This is a genomic window from Flavobacterium gillisiae (assembly GCF_900107635.1).
Classification (GTDB): Bacteria; Bacteroidota; Bacteroidia; order Flavobacteriales; family Flavobacteriaceae; genus Flavobacterium; species Flavobacterium gillisiae.
On sequence record NZ_FNRD01000001.1, the window covers coordinates 654,818 to 673,909 of the forward strand.

Below are 19,092 nucleotides of genomic sequence, written 5' to 3' on the forward strand. Positions count from 1 at the left end.
AGGAATGATAAAAAACAAAAATAAAGTCGCTATAATTTCGACCTCATTAGGAAATGGGGGAGCGGAAAAATTTGCTTCGTTATTGAGTTTTATGTTGGAGAATTTAAATATCGAAGTGCATACTATCATTATAAATGATGCCGTTGAATATGAATATGCAGGTGAGTTGTTGAATTTGGGAATAGATAGTGAAAGACGATTTCCTTTTTTTAAGAAAATAAAAAAGGGGTTTCTATTGAATAGCTATTTAAAGGAGAAGCAGATTAGTTGTGTCATCGATAATAGACCTAGGAATAATTTGTTAAGAGAAATAATTACGAATTGGATTTATGGTAGCAGAAAAAAGATAGTCGTGGTGCATAGTTATAAGTTAGAAAACTACTTTCCAAAGTCTGCATTTTGGTCTCAGTTTTTGTATCGAAAGACAGCTAAGATAGTATGTGTTTCAAACGCTATTGAAAAGGAAATACAACTAAAATTTGATTTAAAGAATACGGAGACAATACATAATTCGTTTGATTTTTCTAGAATACAAGTTAGTAAGGATACTGCGACTACTGAAGATTACATCTTGTATTTTGGTCGATTTGATGAAAAAGTAAAAAATTTCAACTTATTGCTTGAGGCTTTTTTTGTTTCCAAATTGTTTTTGCAGGGATTTCAACTGTTGCTTATGGGAGATGGTCCTGACTTAAACAAGATTCAAGATTCGATTAAAGGATTTCAATTGGAAGGTTATATAGCAATTTTACCCTTTAATAACAATCCGTTTGATATTGTTCAGAATGCTAGATTTACGGTTTTAACGAGTCGTTATGAAGGTTTTCCAATGTCGATTGTAGAGTCTTTAGCATTAGGAACTCCGGTTGTCGCTGTTGATTGTAATTCGGGACCAAAAGAAATAGTAATCGACGAGTATAACGGATTATTAGTAGAGAATTATAATGCTATTCGTCTCGCAGCTGCTTTTAACCGTATGATTTCAGATCGCGAGTTGTACGCTTTTTGTAAAAAAAATGCCGCCAAAAGTGTAGCACATTTATCTTTAGAAACGATTTCAAAACAATGGGAATCCATTTTAAGCCAAAACAATGACAACTAACAACGACGTTCAATTTATTGAAATTCCAAAAATTAAAGATCGCAGAGGCAATCTTTCGGTTGTGGAAGGAGACACGATTCCGTTTGAGTCTAAAAGAGTATATTATTTATATGATGTGCCTGGAGGAAGTAGAAGAGGAGGCCATTGCCATATGGAGCAGCAAGAGTTTTTAATCGCACTAAGCGGTAGTTTTGATGTGGTGTTAAAAGATGGAAAGTCCAAAAAAGTGATGACACTCAATAAGCCTAATATTGGATTGTTGATAGTAGATGGAATTTGGAGAGAATTAGAAAATTTTTCTTCAGGAGCTGTTTGTTTGGTTATGTCTTCAGCTGTCTTTGATGAAGCTGATTACATCCGCAATTATAAAGATTTTAAATTATTTAAAAACCGACGAACCAAAACCAAAGTTAGTTAAAACTGATTTTAAAGAAATTAATTGTTTCAAAATAAAAGAGGGAAGTAGCAGTAGTATTCTTTTTTTTAGTTCTAAATTTTGTAAGTCGATGGCATCGTAATAATTTTGAAAGAGTGTTTTATTTCCGGCTATTTTGTATTTTATCGCTAACGAAAACCGATTCAAATCAAGAAATATTTTTAATTCGGGATTTGTTTTTTCGTCTTCTTCAAATTTCGAAAAATCAACTTTAGTATCTAGGTAGTTTTTATTCTTTGAGAGACTTTTTTCATCATAAACGTACCTCGCTAAAATTTTCCAAGAAAACAGTACGGGATATTTTAACCCAATACGAATCCATATATCGGTGTCTTGCCCGCTTTTTATATCGGTGTCAAAAGTTCCTATCTCTTCGAAAATAGTTTTGTTGAAAACAGCGCAGGAAGTACATATTACCGTTTCTTTAGTACTTGCGGTAAAGTAATTCACAATTTCATAAGCCCCCGTTTTTTCGATTGCATAGTGTGCAGGAAAAGTACTTTTTGGAGTTTCGATTTCTATCGCTGCCGAAAACACTTTGATTTCGGGAAAACGTTTAATTTTTTCGAACATTTCTTCTAAAAATGTGGGGTACCAGTAGTCGTCAGCATCTATAAAGCTGATGTAATTGGATTGTGCTTTTTCGATTCCTAGATTTCTTGCTGATGATGCTCCTGTATTTTCTTTAGTGAAATAGCGAATTCTGGTATCGTCAAATGCTGCAATTACGTTTTCGCTGTTGTCCGTCGAGCCATCATTGATAATGATAATTTCAAAGTCAGTAAAACGCTGCTCTAGGACACTTTTTAAAGTGGCTTCGATAAAGGTTTCTTTATTAAAAAGAGGAATTATGACCGAAAAGAAAGGCATCTATTTACTATTTAAGGAACAAAAATAGCCTATTTTGTAGATGTCAAATGCAATAAGAGAAGGTTTTTTTGAAGTCAGGTTTTCTTCTAGTTTCACTTCAAGACTTTGAAATAATTTTGAAACGATATAATCCATTTTGAAAAAGCAAAGTGTTTTGTGCAATTGAGTTATTTTGCTTTGCATCGTGATTGCAGGATTATCTTTAGAAAGAGATAAAAGTGTTTGAAGAGCTGTTTTGGTTTTTGAAAGGAATACTTCAGATGTTTCTAAATTCAAATGAAAGACCGGGTTTTCGACCTGTTCAATGGCAATATTTCGATGCTTTAAAGTGGAAATAAAAGAATAATCTTCATAGCCGTACGAATTAATTTTCTCGTCAAAGAAAATCGTTTCAAACACAGATCTTTGTATCAGAAAATTAGAAACGAAAGTTGATTTATAGGGATTTCTTTTTCTTTCAGATAAAGGAATAGCCTCTCTACTCTTTCCAAATACCCATCGCAATAATTGCTCGTCAGTTGGTTTTTCCTTGGTGTAAAGCAATCCTCCAAAAAAAGCTTTTTTAGTTGTCGATTTAATATGGTAGCTGTAATTCGAAATAAAATCAGAACTTTTAGGAAATGTGTCACAGTCCAAAAAAAGTAACCAATCCTTTCTAGATTTAGACGCTAATAAATTTCGAATTGAACTTCTCCCGATGTTTTTTGGTAGTTCAATATATATACAATTTGATAAAAATTGAATTGAACTGTTATTGGATTGACACTCCTGTGAAGCGTCATCAATACAGATGATTTCAAAATCAATCTTGGATTCCAAACACTGAGAATGCAATTCTAACACTAATGGATAGGCATTGTAATTGTAGATTGGAACAAGGATAGAAAGCATTACACCGTTCTTTGAACTACTTCATATATTTTAGTGTCTTCACATTTCAATGTTTTTGATGGGAACTTCATTAATAAGGCATAATCATGCGTAGCCATTATTATTGTTTTTCCGTTGGCGTTGATTTTTCTCAATACCTCAAGTACTTCAGCGCTTGTTTGTGGGTCTAGATTTCCGGTTGGCTCATCGGCAAGGATAAGTTCTGGGTCATTTAGCAAGGCTCTGGCAATGGCGACACGTTGTTGTTCTCCACCGGAAATTTGATGTGGCATTTTGCTGGCGTACTCTTTCATTCCAACTTTGTCTAATACCTCGTCAATTTTTCGATCCATCTCGTCTTTAACAGTCCATCCTGTAGCTTTAAGCACAAATAACATATTGTCTTTAATAGTACGGTCCGGTAATAGTTTAAAATCTTGGAATACAATACCTATTTTTCTTCTTAAAAACGGGATGTCATTTTCCTTTAGGGATGCTAAATCAAAATCTACAATGTGTGCTTCACCTTCTGTCAATGGCATATCTGCATAAAGCGTTTTCATTAAACTACTCTTTCCTGATCCTGTTTTTCCAATGATGTATAAGAATTCACCACGGTTTACGTCCAAATTAATATTAGATAAAATCACTTTATCTTCTTGATGAATCGTTACGTTTTTTAAAGACAGTATAGCTTGAGACATAATTAGCATTTGTTTATTGGGTAAAAGTAATAAGATAACGGTTGTATTCAAAATAAATTTCATGTATTAAGGTGGATTAGCCCGAATATAAATGCGTGAACGGATAATGATCGTTATCGAAATCCAAATTAACGTGGGTTTGTGGTTTTTAAAAAGAGGTTGAAGTAGTGTTAAGTACTTAAAATGGTATTGTTAAAACATTTGTTCATAATAAAACCGAAAGTGGATTCGTTATAGACCATAGAATATGATACATTTGAATATTAAAAAAAAATAAAATGCGTAAACTTTCTTGGCTTCTCTTTTTAGTGCTTTTTGTTGCATCTTTTTCTGTTTCGGCACAAAAGTCAACAATATATACCCATGATTTAAAAGATTTTAATAGAGCCCTTTCCTTGTTTAATGATGGGCAATATGCTTCTGCTAAAATTATATTTGAAAAAGTAAAATCGGAAAGCGACAATGACGAACTAAAGTCTGATTGTTCCTATTATGATGCGACTTGCGCCATTCGTATGAATCAGGCTAATGCCGACATGCTTATGGAGCGTTTTGTTTCAGATTATCCTACAAGTGCCAAGAGTAATCAGGCATTTATAGAAGTGGCGCATTATTATTTTGACCAAGGGAACTATCCTCAAGCCCTACAGTGGTTTGAAAAGGTAAATGAAAGTCAATTGAGTGCTAGCGATAGAGATAAATTTAATTTCCAAAAAGGATACAGTTTCTTTAATTCGAAAAATAAAAAAGAAGCTACTACTTACTTTAATAAGGTGGTAAACTCTCAAGAATACGGTTCTCAAGCCAAATATTATTTAGGTTTTATGGCTTATGAGGGTGATGACTATAAGGAAGCAACGAAGTATTTTGATGCTGTGTCTGGGGAAGAAAAATACAAAGAAAAGCTTTCGTATTACCAAGCCGACATGAATTTTAAGTTAGGTAATTTTCAAAAAGCAATCGAGCTAGGTGAAAAAGCAATGGCTAAGTCGAATGCTGTCGAAAAATCGGAGCTGAATAAAATCATTGGGGAAAGCTATTTTAATCTAAAAAAATACGAGCAGTCGATTCCTTATTTGGCAGCATACAAAGGCAAAAAAGGCAGATGGAATAATACTGATTTTTACCAATTGGGTTATGCTTATTACAAGCAAAATGATTTTGAAAATGCTATTTCACAATTTAATAAGATTGTAAGCGGAAAAGATTTTGTAGCACAAAACGCTTACTACCATTTAGGAGAAAGTTACCTGAAGTTAGACAAGAAACAAGAGGCTTTGAATGCTTTTAAGAATGCTTCCGAAATGGCATTTGACACTTCAATTCAGGAAGATGCGAGTTTAAACTATGCAAAGTTAAGTTATGAAATAGGGAATTCGTACCAAAGTGTACCCGGTGTTTTATTGGGCTTTACCAAAAAATATCCGAATAACGCCAGTCGTTCTGTAGTGGAGAAATTGTTGATTGATTCCTATATTTCATCAAAAAATTATAAGGAAGCATTGGTTTTATTGGAAAAAAATGAAAGCCCTGAGAATAAGTTGGCGTATCAAAAAGTTACTTTTTATAGAGGATTAGAATTATATGCTGATAGAGAATATGCAGAAGCATTAAAAATGTTTAAGAAATCTATCGATGGGCAAATTGATGCAGCGATGACAGCAAGAGCTACTTTCTGGAAAGCAGAAACGGAGTATGTTTTAGATGATTATAAAAATGCATTATTGAGTTTTAGACAATTTTCAGGATCGTCTCGCGCATCCTCTGCACCAGAATATAAAAACATCAATTACAATATTGCCTACACGTATTTCAAATTGAAAGAATACGATCAGGCGGCAACTTACTTTCAAAACCAAATTGAATCAGTAAAAGATGATAAAGTGCGATTGACTGATTCTTACTTGAGATTAGGAGATTGCCAATTTGTAACATCAAAATATTGGCCTGCAATGGACGCGTACAATAAGGCAATTGATATGAAAGGTGTCGATGGCGATTATGCCTTTTATCAAAAAGCAATTTGCTATGGTTTTGTTGCCAAAAACGATAAAAAAATCGAGGAGTTGAATTCCTTTTTGCAATTGTATCCAAGATCAAATTACAGAGACGATGCCATGTACGAATTGGCTAACACTTATGTTGCAAGCGGGAAACAAGATTTGGCTTTGAAAACATTTGATCGTTTAATTTCTGAATTTAAGAATGGATCTTATACTGCAAAATCTATTTTGCGTCAAGGTTTAATTTATTATAACTCTGATAGAAATGCAGATGCTTTAACAAAATTTAAAAAAGTAGCGGCTGAATTCCCAAAAACTCCTGAGGCGCTTGAGGCGGTTTCAACGGCACGATTGATTTATGTCGACGGAGGAAGAGTAGCGGAATATGCAACTTGGGTAAGAACTCTAGATTTTGTTGCGGTTACTGATGCGGATTTAGATAATGATACTTACGAATCAGCATTAAAGCAATTTGAGCAGAACAATAACAAGCAGGCTATTTCTGGATTTATGGCTTATACTGCCAGCTTTCCTAGAGGAATACATTCTTTACAGGCTAATTTCTACTTGGCGCAAGCATACTTCGCTGAAGGATTGCAAACCAAATCTATTCCTAACTATGAATACGTAATAGGGCAGCCTAGAAATGAATTTACGGAACAATCTTTAGCTCGTTTGTCTCAAGTTTTATTGAAAAACAATGATAATGCAAAAGCGATTCCCGTATTACTTCGTCTAGAGAATGAAGCTGATTTTCCTCAAAATAAAGTGTTTGCACAATCTAATTTGATGAAATGTTATTATGATAAAAAAGACTATTCAAACTCAGTTATTTATGCTGATAAAGTATTAAATAATCCTAAAACGGATGACAATGTAAAAAGTGATGCGCAAATTATCATTGCTCGCTCCGCAATGCAAACAGGAGACGAAGCAAAGGCGAGAGCAGGGTATGCGAAATTACTAACGATTGCCAAAGGAGAATTAGCGGCAGAAGCATTGTATTATGATGCTTATTTTAAAAATAAAGACGGAAAGTTTGAGACTTCAAATACAGCGGTTCAAAAATTAGCTAAAAATTATTCAGGTTACCGATATTTTGGAGCCAAAGGTTTGATTCTAATGGCCAAGAATTTCTACGGATTGAAAGATAGTTTTCAAGCAACTTATATTTTAGATAATGTAATTGAAAACTTTACTGATTTTCCAGATGTTATCTCCGAAGCCAAAAGAGAATTGGATGCGATTAAGACAGAAGAGTCTAAAACAAACTCATCGATTGTAAAATAAAAATGAAGTAAGGGAAATCACTGTTGGTTACCTGATATAAATTTTTAAAATAATTCATAAAAAATGAACATTCCTTTTTACATCGTTGATGTTTTTTCAGATCGCAAGTATGCTGGGAATCAATTGGCAGTTTTTTTAGATGCGGAGAATATAGCAGAGGATCAGATGCAGAAAATAGCTGCTGAAATCAATTTTGCGGAAAGCACTTTTATTTCTAAAATGAATCCCGATGAAACTACTGCGCAAATTAGAATATTTACTCCAGTAAAGGAGATGCAGTTTGCAGGACATCCTATTATAGGAACGTCATGGATATTGATGAATAAAATTTTTAAGAGCAATCCTCAAAATTGTACGGTAACGGTTCCTATTGGTCCAATTCCGGTTTACCAATCAGAAGGCTTAGTTTGGTTACAGGCAGCGCAACCGCAATTTTTTGATGTTTTTTCAAAAGATGATTTTGTGTCTTTCAGTAACTTAGAATTGAATGATTTTGATAATCGATTTGATATTCAAGAAGTCACTACAGGTAGTGCTTTTATCATCGTTCCTGTTAAAGATAAAAAGACACTTGAAAAAATTGAACTGGATAAAAGCAAAGCGGAGAACTGGTTAGAGGGTCATTGTAAAACAGCGCATCAGGCATTATACTTTTTTTGCCTCGAAGATGCAACGTTGAGTAGTAGAATGTTATGTTTCGAAAGAAATCAGTTGATAGAAGATGCCGCTACGGGAAGTGCAAGCAGCTGTTTGCAAGCGTTTCTTTTAAAATATCATGCTCCTGTGATTGATATAATTAATAATCAAGGAGAATTTATTAATAGGCCTTCGCAAATTTTTTTCGAAGGAAAACTATCTGATGGACATTATGATATTAAAATAGGCGGTAAGACGCAACTCATTGCAAAAGGAGAATGGGAAATAGAGTAGCGACAAAAAACTAGTTAGAAAAAATAATACGAAAAGAGAATAACAGGAGGTTAAGACAAGAACTTTTCTTCTTAACTCTAAAAAAATAATAAAATATGAAATTCAATTTCCAAAATAAAATTAGCATTGCCGTTTTACTAATGGTACTTCAGGTTTCTTTTGCTCAAAAGAAAGAAGAAAACATTGGCTCTGAGGTTGTAAACGTGGTAAAGCCATATACACCTGCCATTTCGGATGCTTTCAAAGTACAAGAGACTCCTGTTCTTGATGATGAAGGGAATGCTAAAAAAGAAACTATTAAATATTCTATTTTCTCTTTTCCTGTAGCTTCTACTTTTACACCTTCAAAAGGAAAAGCAGAAGGTGTAGACAAAACAAAACAAGAGCATCTGTATAATAATTATGCTACGCTTGGATTTGGAAATTACAGAACATTAAACGCTGAATTGTTTGTTAACCAAGAACTAGATAACAATGATTATGTAGGCGGAATGTTTCGTCATCTGTCTTCACAAGGCGGAATAACCGGTGTAGAGTTAGACGATCGGTTTTATGACTCCTCTATCAATTTGACGTATGGGGCTAATTATAATGATATGTCTTGGAATCTGGATTTAGGCTATAAAAACCAAATCTATAACTGGTATGGATTACCAGAAAATTTTGGTGCTTCTTTAAACCCGGCTGATAGATCTGATTTGATTTTTGCAATTGACCCACAGCATACTTACAACACCATTTCTTTTGGCGGTAAAATTGATTTTAATGAAGGTTTTTTGAATGAAGCAAGTATGAAGTTTAATCGCTTTACAGATGCTTTAGGTTCTGCTGAAAACAGATTCTATGTCAAGCCTTCCTTACAATTTGATGTTATGGATGAGTCGATTAAAACAGACATAACCGTTGATTACGTAGGAGGAAGTTTTGAAAATAATTATTTAAAGACTAATACAGAACCTTTAAAATATGGGTATACAAATTTGGGTATAGCTCCTAGTTTTGTAATGCAAAAGGAGGATTGGACCTTGAATATTGGTGCTAAAGTATTCTATAGTTTAGATAATGAAAACAGTACTAATAAATTGTATGTGTATCCGAATTTTAATGCTTCTTACAAGGTGGTTGGGGACTTAATGATTTTTTATGCAGGTGCTGAAGGGAATTTGGAGCAAAACTCTTATATGGATTTTGCCAATGAAAATTTATTCTTATCACCTACTTTGGATATCAGGCCAACAGACCAACAATATGATGTTTTTGCTGGTTTGAAAGGGAAAATAGTGAATAACGTGAGTTATAATATTCGCGGGTCTTATATAAACGAAAGAAATAAGGCGTTGTATCGAAGTAATGATTATAATGAAAATGTGTCAAATGAAGACTATGCCTACGGGAATTCATTTCAAGTCGTTTATGATGATATGAAAACGGTGAGTTTCTCAGGAGACTTAAAAGCTAATTTTTCAGATGATGTGACTTTTGGCATCAGCGGAACTTTTAGTAGTTACACAAACGATGTGCAGCAAGAAGCCTGGAATTTACCAACGATTAAATTAAACTCTAACATTGATTTTAATATTACGCCAAAATGGTTTGCTGGAGCTGCTGTTTTTTATGTAGGAGAGCGTAAGGATATACAAAGCAATACTGCTTTTGTAACAAATTCTAGCCCAATAACATTAGATAGTTATTTTGATGTTAATGCCCATTTGGGGTATAAATACAACAGCCAATTGACTGGATTTGTAAGAGCGAATAATATCACGAATAATGGGTATCAAAAATGGTTGAATTACCCAGTTCAAAGTTTTCAAATCGTGGTAGGTGCTAATTATAAGTTTGATTTTTAATTTGGCTTACAGCCAAAACGACAGCATAAAAAATGGCTTCCTGATTTGGGAAGCCATTTTTTGTATACTGTAAAGTAGTATTATTCAGTAAACGGAACTGCAACTCTTACTTTGTCCCATCCTAAGTTTAGAACGATACCATTATCCGCTTTGGTGAAAACCATAGAAAAAGACTCTAATGAATCAGTACCTTCAGTTACAGGAACTTTTAATCGTGCAACATCATTAGCTACTTTGTAGAAGTAAGATCCCCAAACATTCAAATCTTTACTAATAATTATAGTGTAGTTGTCTTTTTCTGGAATAGCATATAAAGTATAAGTACCTGCCTTAACTTTAGTTTCTCCTAATTTCATGTCTTTGTAAAGCGTGATTTCTGCTGCTTCATTTGCGCCTGTTCTCCATACTTTCCCCGCTGGAGCAAGTTCGTCTAAACTACGTCCTTTTAGTTGCGGTCTGCTGTAGGTTACTTTTGCAAGTTTGTCAGCATTTTTATAATCGGTGGGGTAGGAAGCCACATCCATAGGGCTCTTATCAAGATCAGGGAATTTCTGAGCATTTGCATTTGATGATAGTAGTATCATAAAGCCAAAAGCGATTGTAGTAATCAATGTCGATTTTTTCATAGTTTTAATTATATATGTTGAAATTAGTATTTGAATCAAATGTAAAGTTAGAAATTCCTATTAAAACTCACTACAAATACTGAAAAGGATTCTAAAAAAAGTTGTTAGACTCTACAATAATAACATAACTTTGGTAGCTGTAATGTGAAATAGTGCTCTTGCTTCTCAAGCGAAATGTGCCAAACTCATTTGCATTTGCCGTATTTAAAATTTATAATTATGACTTTCAAACAAAAGATATATCAGCATTACGTACAACTCGTTCAAGACAGAATTGATGTTTTTAGAGATATGATTGTGGCGCTTACCGAGGATTCTAAGAATGATGCCAAAGGTTCTGCTGGTGATAAGCACGAGACCGCGTTATCCATGATGCATATCGAACAGGAAAAACTGAATAATAAACTACGTGAGGTCGTTGCCCAAAAGGCAATCTTGGATAAAATCGATTCCTCTAAAATAGCTGGAACCATAGTGGTAGGGAGTTTAGTGAAAGCAAACGGAATATATTTATACCTTAGTTTAGCACTGCCTAAAATTAACATAGAAGGAGTTAATGTAATTGCGTTGTCTCCTCAATCGCCTTTGGGAAATAAACTGATGGGTAATGCAGTAGGATTTACATTTGAAATTAATAGTACAAAATATTTGATAGAGGAGATTGCATAGCATTCATTCTATTTAGTCCTCTTGGATGCTTTTATGATTATGGAAGACGTTATGAAATTACTGTTTTCAACTTGAAAACTCTTCTCGTTGTTCTTTTAGTTACAGTTTTTACTATAATCTTTAATTATTACTTATATTTATAACCAAATAAGCTATTTGTGTTTTGTAATTGTAACTGTAATTGCATCTTTGCCTTATCAAAATAAATAAAAAAGTTAAAAATATATAGTTATGTGTGGAATAGTATGTGCCTTTGATCTAAAACAAAAAGCGGAAGTTTTAAGACCGCAAGTATTAGAAATGTCTAAAATCATTCGTCACCGCGGACCAGACTGGAGCGGGATTTACAGCGATGAAAAAGCAATTATGTCTCATGAGCGTTTGGCAATTGTTGATCCAGCTTCTGGTAAACAACCTTTATTTAGTGAAGATGGAAAGTTGATTTTGGCTGCAAACGGTGAGATTTACAACCACAGAGAATTGCGTAAACAATTTGAAGGAAAATATAACTTTCAAACAGAAAGTGACTGCGAAGTTATTCTAGCGCTTTACAAAGAAAAAGGGCCTCATTTTATTGATGAAATGAATGGAATCTTTGGATTTGCTATTTACGATGTTGATAAAGATGAATATTTTATTGCACGTGATCACATGGGGATTATTCCATTATACATTGGTTGGGATCAACATGGAACTTTTTATGTAGCTTCAGAATTAAAAGCATTGGAAGGATATTGTACAAAAATCCAATTGTTTCCCCCAGGACATTATATGACAAGTAAAGATGGAGAGTTTGTACAATGGTACAAAAGAGAGTGGACTGATTATGATGCTGTAAAAGACAACGAAACAAGTATTCCTGCTATTAAAGAGGCACTGGAAGCTGCGGTTCATAGACAATTGATGAGTGACGTTCCTTACGGAGTATTGCTTTCAGGAGGATTGGATTCTTCGGTTACTTCGGCTATAGCCAAAAAATATGCGCAAAAACGTATTGAGTCAGGAGATACAACTGATGCTTGGTATCCACAATTGCACTCTTTTTCTGTAGGTCTTGAAGGTTCGCCAGATTTAGCTGCAGCTCAAATTGTAGCAGATCATATTGGAACGATTCATCATGAAATTAAATTTACAATTCAAGAAGGTTTAGATGCGATACGCGATGTGATTTATAACTTAGAAACGTATGACGTAACTACGATTAGAGCATCAACTCCAATGTGGTTGATGGCAAGAGTAATTAAATCAATGGGGATAAAAATGGTGTTGTCTGGTGAAGGAGCTGATGAACTTTTTGGAGGGTATTTATATTTTCACAAGGCACCAAACGCACGTGAATTCCATGAAGAAAATGTTCGTAAATTAGGAAAACTACATATGTACGATTGTTTAAGAGCAAACAAAAGTTTAGCTGCTTGGGGAATTGAAGGACGTGTACCATTCTTAGATAAAGAGTTTATGGATGTAGCCATGCGAATCAACCCACAAGATAAAATGATCAACAAAGAACATCCAATGGAAAAATGGGTAGTGCGTAAAGCTTTTGAAGAGATGTTGCCACCAAGTGTTGCTTGGAGACAAAAAGAGCAGTTTAGTGATGGAGTAGGATATGGTTGGATTGATAAATTGAAAGAAGTGGTAGCGGTTGAGGTGACAGATGAGCAATTAGCAAATGCAAAATTCCGTTTCCCGTTGCAAACACCTACATCTAAAGAAGAATATTATTACCGTTCTATTTTCCATGAACATTTTCCAAGTGATGCCGCGGCTTTATGTGTGCCTCAGGAAGCTAGTGTAGCATGTAGTACAAAAATCGCTTTGGAATGGGACGAGGCTTTCAAAAACATGAATGATCCTTCTGGAAGAGCAGTTGCTAATGTGCATTCGGATGCTTATGCAAAAGTGTAGTTTAAAGTTTATTTATAATTAGTGAAGGAAACGTTCTCATTTATGAGAGCGTTTTTTTGTTTAAACTAGTGTCCAGTGGAGATGTTTTATTTTTTTTACGGACTGATTTTTCTTGTGCGCCTAGGCTGGTATCAATTAAATGGAAGTAAAAAGTGAAATTTAGAATTTGGGTTCTATCTAAATAACAGGGAGTAGTTTTTTTATTTGCTCTTCTTTTTTATATTAGCCTATCTAAACCGCACAATATGAAACGCTATATTTTAATTCTTGCTTTATTCTCTCTTGTTTCTTGTTTAAAAAAGGACAAAACTGCTGTCGATTCCATAATTACTGATGCTACGATATATACTGTAAACAATTCTTTCGACCGATCAACGGCTATGGCTGTTAAAGATGGTAAAATAGTTGCCATTGGTACAAATGACGAGATACGTAATAAGTTCAAATCTAATACTACCATCAATGCGAAGGGGAAGTTTATCTATCCAGGTCTAATTGATGCACACTGTCATTTTTACGGTTATGGACTTAGTTTGCAAGAAGTCGATTTACGTGGTACTAAAAGTATGAGTGAAGTGATAAGCCGTATTCAGGCTTTTCAAAAAAAGAAAAATCTTAATTTTATTGTTGGAAATGGTTGGGACCAAAATGATTGGGAGGTTAAAGAATTTCCGTCTAAAGCAATTTTAGACAAGTACTTCCCTAATATTCCCGTAGTGCTTAATAGAGTTGATGGTCACGCGATAGTCGTGAATAGTAAAGTTTTGGCATTAGCCAATATCACTAAAGACACAAAAACAATTGGCGGACAGATAGAAATTGTAGATGGAGAACCAACGGGGATTTTAATTGATAACCCAATGGAGTTAGTGTTTAATATAATTCCAAAGCCGAGCAGGAAAACACAAATAACGGCACTGCTAGACGCTGAAAAAATAATGTTCGAATATGGATTGACTACGGTAAATGATGCTGGTTTAGATCCTCAGGTGATTGATTTAATCGATAGTTTACAAAAGGCTAAAGCGATGAAGCTTAATGTTTATGCAATGATTACGGTGAATCAAAAAAACATGGATTTATATCTAAAAAAAGGTATTTACAAAACCGATAATCTGGATGTTCGTTCTTTTAAAATGTATGGTGACGGAGCCTTAGGTTCTCGTGGGGCCTGTATGCACAAGCCATATTCAGACAGTCCTGAGCAGTTTGGCGCATTAATTACTCCTATTCCTGATATGAAAGTGATTGCCAATAGAATTGCGGCCTCCGCTTTTCAGTTGAATACTCATGCGATAGGTGATTCTGCCAATACAGTAATATTAAAAGTGTATAAAGCGGCTTTAGAAGGTAAAAAAGACAGGCGTTGGAAAATCGAGCATGCTCAAGTTGTGCAAGAGGCTGATTTTGATTATTTTAAATTGGGAATTATTCCTTCCGTTCAACCTACGCATGCTACTTCAGATATGTATTGGGCAGGGCAGAGATTAGGAAAAGAGCGTTTAAAGAATGCTTATGCTTATAAAAAATTACTTCAAAAAGCAGGAGTTATTGCCTTAGGTACTGATTTCCCTGTTGAAGAGGTGAACCCCATGTTGACTTTTCATGCGGCAGTTGCTAGAAAGGACAGTAGAGGATATCCTAGAGATGGTTTTCAGATGGAAAATGCTTTGACTCGAGAAGAAACCATAAAAGGGATGACAATTTGGGCTGCTTATTCTAATTTCGAAGAAAAAGAAAAAGGAAGTCTAGAAGTGGGTAAATGGGCCGACTTTGTTATGTATGATAAAGATATTATGAAAATAGAAACCAGTGAAATTTTAGGGATGAAGCCTTCGAATACCTATTTAAAAGGAATGAAAGTCAAATAAACGAACTGCTGAAAAGGAGTATTTACAATTTATATTCTAATACTTCAGATTGTGTCTGTTTTAATTTCATTTTTAATGTATTTGCTTGTTTTTGGTTTGAAAGTATAACTAAATAATGAGCTTGTGTTTTGTATTTGTAACCGCTAACGCATCTTTGAGGTATCAAATATAGAAAATAGTAGAATTATGTGTGGAATATTGGCCATTATAGGAAAAGGAAAAGATGAGGCACTGGTAAAGGAGCTTTCAAAAAGGATGTCACACCGTGGCCCTGATGAAAGTGATTTGCATGTTATGGAAAACGGGTTTATTTTAAGTCATGAACGTTTGTCTATCATCGATTTACATTCTGGTAAACAGCCTATTCAAGGAAGTGCTACTGCTTATGTAGTTCATAATGGTGAAGTTTACAATCATCAAGCGCTTAGAGATGGTATTTTGAAAGAACACACTTTTAGAACAAAATCAGATTCGGAAGTGATTGTTCATTTGTTTGAGGAATTCGGATATGATTTTTGTGATAAGATAGATGGTGATTTTGCTTTTGTTGTAATAGACGGAGATGATTTTATCGCTGCTCGAGACCCGTTAGGAGTAAAGCCGCTGTATTATGGTTTAGACGAAAGAGGTAGGATTTATTTCGCTTCAGAAATGAAATCTCTTTCTGACCAATGTAAAACATTTTCCACTTTTCCTCCGGGACATTATTATACACAAAAAACAGGCTTTGTGAAATATTACAGACCGGTTTATGAAGATTATGAAAAGGCTGATCAAAACTTAGACTTAGAATTAATTCGAACTACTTTGACTGAGGCTACTCGTAAACGTTTAATGAGTGATGTACCTATTGGAGTATTGTTGTCAGGAGGATTAGATTCGTCATTAACATCTGCAATTGCTTCAAGATTATTGGCGGAGCAAGGGAAGAAGCTTCATTCATTTTCTATTGGTTTGGATGCAGATGCACCAGATGCTATAGCAGCAAGAAAAGTAGCTGATTTTTTGGGTACTGAACATCATGAAATTTATTTTACTGTTGAAGACGGTATAAAAATATTAGATAAATTAATTTGGCATTTGGAAACTTATGATTTAACATCGATAAGAGCCAGTACGCCAATGTATTTTTTATCAAAAGCAATCAGCGATTTAGGAGTTAAAGTAGTGTTGTCAGGAGAAGGTGCTGATGAGATTTTTGGTGGCTATTTATACTTTAGAAGTGCGCCTTCGGCGGTAGAATTCCAAAAAGAAACGATTGAAAGGGTTCAGAAATTATTTACTGCCGATTTATTAAGAGCTGATAAATCTACGATGGCTCATGGATTAGAGGCTAGGGTACCGTTTTTAGATAAGGCATTCTTAGAAATAGCTGTACGTATTAAGCCAGAAGAGAAACAGCCTAAAACGTATGATGGTAAAGAAAAATACATATTAAGAAAAGCATTTGATACTCCAGAAGATCCATATTTACCTGCAGAGGTGCTGTGGAGACAAAAAGAACAGTTTTCTGATGGGGTAGGTTACAACTGGATTGATCAACTGATAGAGTATTGCGCTTCTCAGGTTACTGACGAACAGTTGTCTGGAGCAGTTGCGGAATTTCCATACAACTCTCCAATTACTAAAGAAGCCTATTTTTACCGATCTATTTTTCATAAACATTACCCGCAAGTTAGTGCGGCACAAACGGTTAGAAAATGGATTCCAAAATGGCAGGAAAATCAAGATCCGAGTGGAAGGGCAAATTCAGCACACGTAAAGGCAGATACTGAAATAGCTAAGGCTGGAGTAAATATTTAAAAAAATAATTAAGTTTTCTATAAAAGCAGAACGTTCTCTATTTTGAGAGCGTTTTTTTATGTGAAAAAATCAACAATATGTTAATAACTTAACAGCTTAAAAAGCTATTTTAACGGTTATATAGTTTACATTTTTATATATTTGCGTGTTAGACGAAATTACATTATTAGAATAAATCATATGAGCGAAGAAATCAAGAAGGACAATTATTCAGCAGATAGTATTCAGGCATTAGAAGGAATGGAGCATGTAAGAATGCGTCCATCGATGTATATTGGAGATGTGGGGGTTCGTGGACTTCATCATTTAGTTTATGAAGTAGTGGATAACTCGATCGATGAGGCAATGGGTGGTCATTGTGATACCATTACTGTTGATATTAATGAAGACGGATCTATTACGGTTGAAGATAATGGTCGTGGTATTCCGGTAGGAATTCATAAAAAAGAAGGAGTTTCAGCATTAGAAGTTGTAATGACTAAAATTGGTGCTGGAGGAAAATTTGATAAAGATTCTTATAAAGTTTCTGGTGGACTGCACGGTGTTGGGGTTTCGGTAGTGAATGCACTATCAAATCATCTTACGGCTACGGTTCATAGTAGTGATGGAAAAGTGTACCAGCAAGAATATGAAAAAGGAAAAGCATTATATCCAGTAAAACAAATTGGGGAAACGACCAAAAGAGGAACGATAGTTACTTTTTATCCTGACAATACTATTTTTACGCAAACTACAGATTTTACATATGACACTTTATCTGCCCGTATGCGTGAATTGTCATACCTTAATAAAGGTATCACAATTACATTTACAGATAAAAGAGAATTGGATAAAGACGGGAACTTTGTTTCTGAAATTTTTCATTCTGATGAAGGTTTAAAAGAATATATTCGTTACTTAGACGGAAACCGTGAGCCTATTATTGCACACGTTATTTCTATGGATAATGAAAAAGGAGAAATTCCGGTTGAGGTTGCTTTGATATACAATACAAGTTATACAGAGAATATATTTTCTTATGTAAACAATATTAATACGCACGAAGGAGGAACGCACTTGCAAGGTTTTAGAACTGGTCTAACTAGATCTCTAAAGAAATATGCGGATGCTTCAGGAATGTTGGATAAATTAAAGTTTGACATCTCTGGGGATGATTTTCGTGAGGGACTTACAGCTATTATATCTGTAAAAGTTGCGGAACCACAATTTGAAGGGCAAACTAAAACTAAGCTTGGAAATAGAGAAGTTGTTTCTCCAGTAAGTCAAGCGGTAGGTGATATGATTGAAGCTTATTTGGAAGAAAATCCAAATGACGCTAGAATCATTGTTCAAAAAGTAATTCTTGCAGCACAAGCACGTCACGCCGCTAAAAAAGCACGTGAAATGGTCCAGCGTAAAACCGTAATGGGTGGTGGTGGATTGCCAGGAAAATTATCTGATTGTTCAGAGCAGGATCCTGCAAAATGCGAAGTGTATCTTGTCGAGGGAGATTCGGCAGGGGGAACGGCTAAACAAGGTCGGGACCGAGCTTTTCAAGCTATTTTACCATTACGTGGTAAGATTTTGAACGTAGAGAAAGCAATGCACCACAAAGTTTTTGAAAACGAAGAGATTAGAAATATATTTACTGCATTAGGAGTTACTATTGGTACAGCCGAAGACAGTAAAGCGTTGAATATTGAGAAATTACGTTACCATAAAGTAATTATTATGTGTGATGCCGATGTCGATGGTAGCCACATTTCTACTTTAATATTAACATTTTTCTTCAGATTCATGAAGGAACTAATCGAAGAGGGGCATGTTTATATAGCTGCGCCGCCTTTATATTTAGTTAAAAAAGGAAATAAGAAAGAATATGCATGGAATGATCTTCAACGCGATCAGGCCAATGAAAGAATGGGTGGTAGCGCAGGTATTCAGCGTTACAAAGGTCTTGGGGAAATGAATGCAGAGCAGTTGTGGGAAACTACGATGGATCCTAGTTTCAGAACCTTACGTCAGGTAACTATTGATAGTTTAGCTGAAGCGGACAGAGTTTTCTCTATGTTAATGGGAGATGAAGTGCCACCAAGAAGAGAATTTATTGAAAAGAATGCTGTTTATGCGAATATTGATGCATAACTAAATTATAAGAATCAACTAACTAACCAGAAACAC

14 protein-coding genes are annotated in these 19,092 nt (G+C 34.7%); 10 read left to right on the forward strand and 4 right to left on the reverse strand.

All coding sequences use genetic code 11. The features are described from left to right. Positions 1 to 4 precede the first annotated feature (4 nt). Both BLV35_RS03005 and BLV35_RS03010 read left to right on the forward strand, forming a co-directional pair. Positions 5 to 1,102: a glycosyltransferase gene (locus tag BLV35_RS03005; protein WP_091084479.1), complete on the forward strand. Its 1,098-nt coding sequence runs from the start codon at positions 5 to 7 to the stop codon at positions 1,100 to 1,102. Further along, positions 1,092 to 1,520: a sugar 3,4-ketoisomerase gene (locus BLV35_RS03010; protein WP_091084482.1), complete on the forward strand. Its 429-nt coding sequence runs from the start codon at positions 1,092 to 1,094 to the stop codon at positions 1,518 to 1,520. Before BLV35_RS03005 ends, BLV35_RS03010 begins: the two co-directional genes overlap by 11 nt. On the opposite strand, the gene BLV35_RS03015 is transcribed toward BLV35_RS03010, so the two are convergent. The 3 genes from BLV35_RS03015 to BLV35_RS03025 are packed head-to-tail and all read right to left on the reverse strand — an operon-like array spanning position 1,482 to position 3,982. After that, the gene (locus tag BLV35_RS03015) at positions 1,482 to 2,408 is read right to left on the reverse strand and encodes a glycosyltransferase family 2 protein (protein ID WP_091084484.1); all 927 of its coding nucleotides are present in this window, start codon (positions 2,406 to 2,408) and stop codon (positions 1,482 to 1,484) included. The two genes, BLV35_RS03010 and BLV35_RS03015, sit on opposite strands and share 39 nt — an antisense overlap. Further along, a complete protein-coding gene (locus BLV35_RS03020) occupies positions 2,409 to 3,299 on the reverse strand; it encodes a glycosyltransferase family 2 protein (protein WP_091084487.1) in 891 nt (296 codons plus the stop codon). Next, positions 3,299 to 3,982, reverse strand: coding sequence for a cell division ATP-binding protein FtsE (locus BLV35_RS03025; RefSeq protein WP_091084871.1), 684 nt, complete (start codon positions 3,980 to 3,982; stop codon positions 3,299 to 3,301). Before BLV35_RS03025 ends, BLV35_RS03020 begins: the two co-directional genes overlap by 1 nt. A 278-nt stretch (positions 3,983 to 4,260) precedes the next feature. Between BLV35_RS03025 and BLV35_RS03030 the strand changes: the two genes are divergently transcribed. The 3 genes from BLV35_RS03030 (at position 4,261) to BLV35_RS03040 (ending at position 10,055) form a co-directional block, all read left to right on the forward strand. Then, on the forward strand, positions 4,261 to 7,275 hold the full coding sequence (locus tag BLV35_RS03030) for a tetratricopeptide repeat protein (protein ID WP_091084490.1): 3,015 nt from the start codon (positions 4,261 to 4,263) through the stop codon (positions 7,273 to 7,275). 63 nt (positions 7,276 to 7,338) lie between these two features. Then, on the forward strand, positions 7,339 to 8,205 hold the full coding sequence (locus BLV35_RS03035) for a PhzF family phenazine biosynthesis protein (RefSeq protein WP_091084492.1): 867 nt from the start codon (positions 7,339 to 7,341) through the stop codon (positions 8,203 to 8,205). 95 nt (positions 8,206 to 8,300) lie between these two features. After that, a complete protein-coding gene (locus BLV35_RS03040; protein ID WP_091084495.1) occupies positions 8,301 to 10,055 on the forward strand; it encodes a TonB-dependent receptor in 1,755 nt (584 codons plus the stop codon). 80 nt (positions 10,056 to 10,135) lie between these two features. On the opposite strand, the gene BLV35_RS03045 is transcribed toward BLV35_RS03040, so the two are convergent. Beyond that, complete coding sequence (locus BLV35_RS03045; protein ID WP_091084499.1) at positions 10,136 to 10,681, reverse strand: DUF2911 domain-containing protein; 546 nt, start codon at positions 10,679 to 10,681, stop codon at positions 10,136 to 10,138. Between the two features lie 219 nt (positions 10,682 to 10,900). Here BLV35_RS03045 and BLV35_RS03050 point away from each other — a divergent pair, with 219 nt between their 5' ends. The 5 genes from BLV35_RS03050 to gyrB all read left to right on the forward strand — a co-directional run bounded on the left by BLV35_RS03050 (position 10,901) and on the right by gyrB (position 19,056). Continuing rightward, positions 10,901 to 11,350, forward strand: coding sequence for a hypothetical protein (locus tag BLV35_RS03050; protein ID WP_091084502.1), 450 nt, complete (start codon positions 10,901 to 10,903; stop codon positions 11,348 to 11,350). A gap of 231 nt (positions 11,351 to 11,581) precedes the next feature. Further along, positions 11,582 to 13,258 carry an asparagine synthase B gene (gene asnB / locus BLV35_RS03055; protein WP_091084504.1) on the forward strand — a complete coding sequence of 559 codons (1,677 nt, stop codon included), beginning with the start codon at positions 11,582 to 11,584 and terminating at the stop codon, positions 13,256 to 13,258. A gap of 245 nt (positions 13,259 to 13,503) precedes the next feature. Further along, on the forward strand, positions 13,504 to 15,129 hold the full coding sequence (locus BLV35_RS03060; RefSeq protein WP_091084507.1) for an amidohydrolase: 1,626 nt from the start codon (positions 13,504 to 13,506) through the stop codon (positions 15,127 to 15,129). Between the two features lie 186 nt (positions 15,130 to 15,315). After that, entirely contained in the window at positions 15,316 to 16,932 is a 1,617-nt protein-coding gene (asnB, locus tag BLV35_RS03065) for an asparagine synthase B (protein WP_091084513.1), read from the forward strand. A gap of 180 nt (positions 16,933 to 17,112) precedes the next feature. Next, positions 17,113 to 19,056: a DNA topoisomerase (ATP-hydrolyzing) subunit B gene (gyrB, locus tag BLV35_RS03070; RefSeq protein WP_091084517.1), complete on the forward strand. Its 1,944-nt coding sequence runs from the start codon at positions 17,113 to 17,115 to the stop codon at positions 19,054 to 19,056. Positions 19,057 to 19,092: the final 36 nt, after the last annotated feature.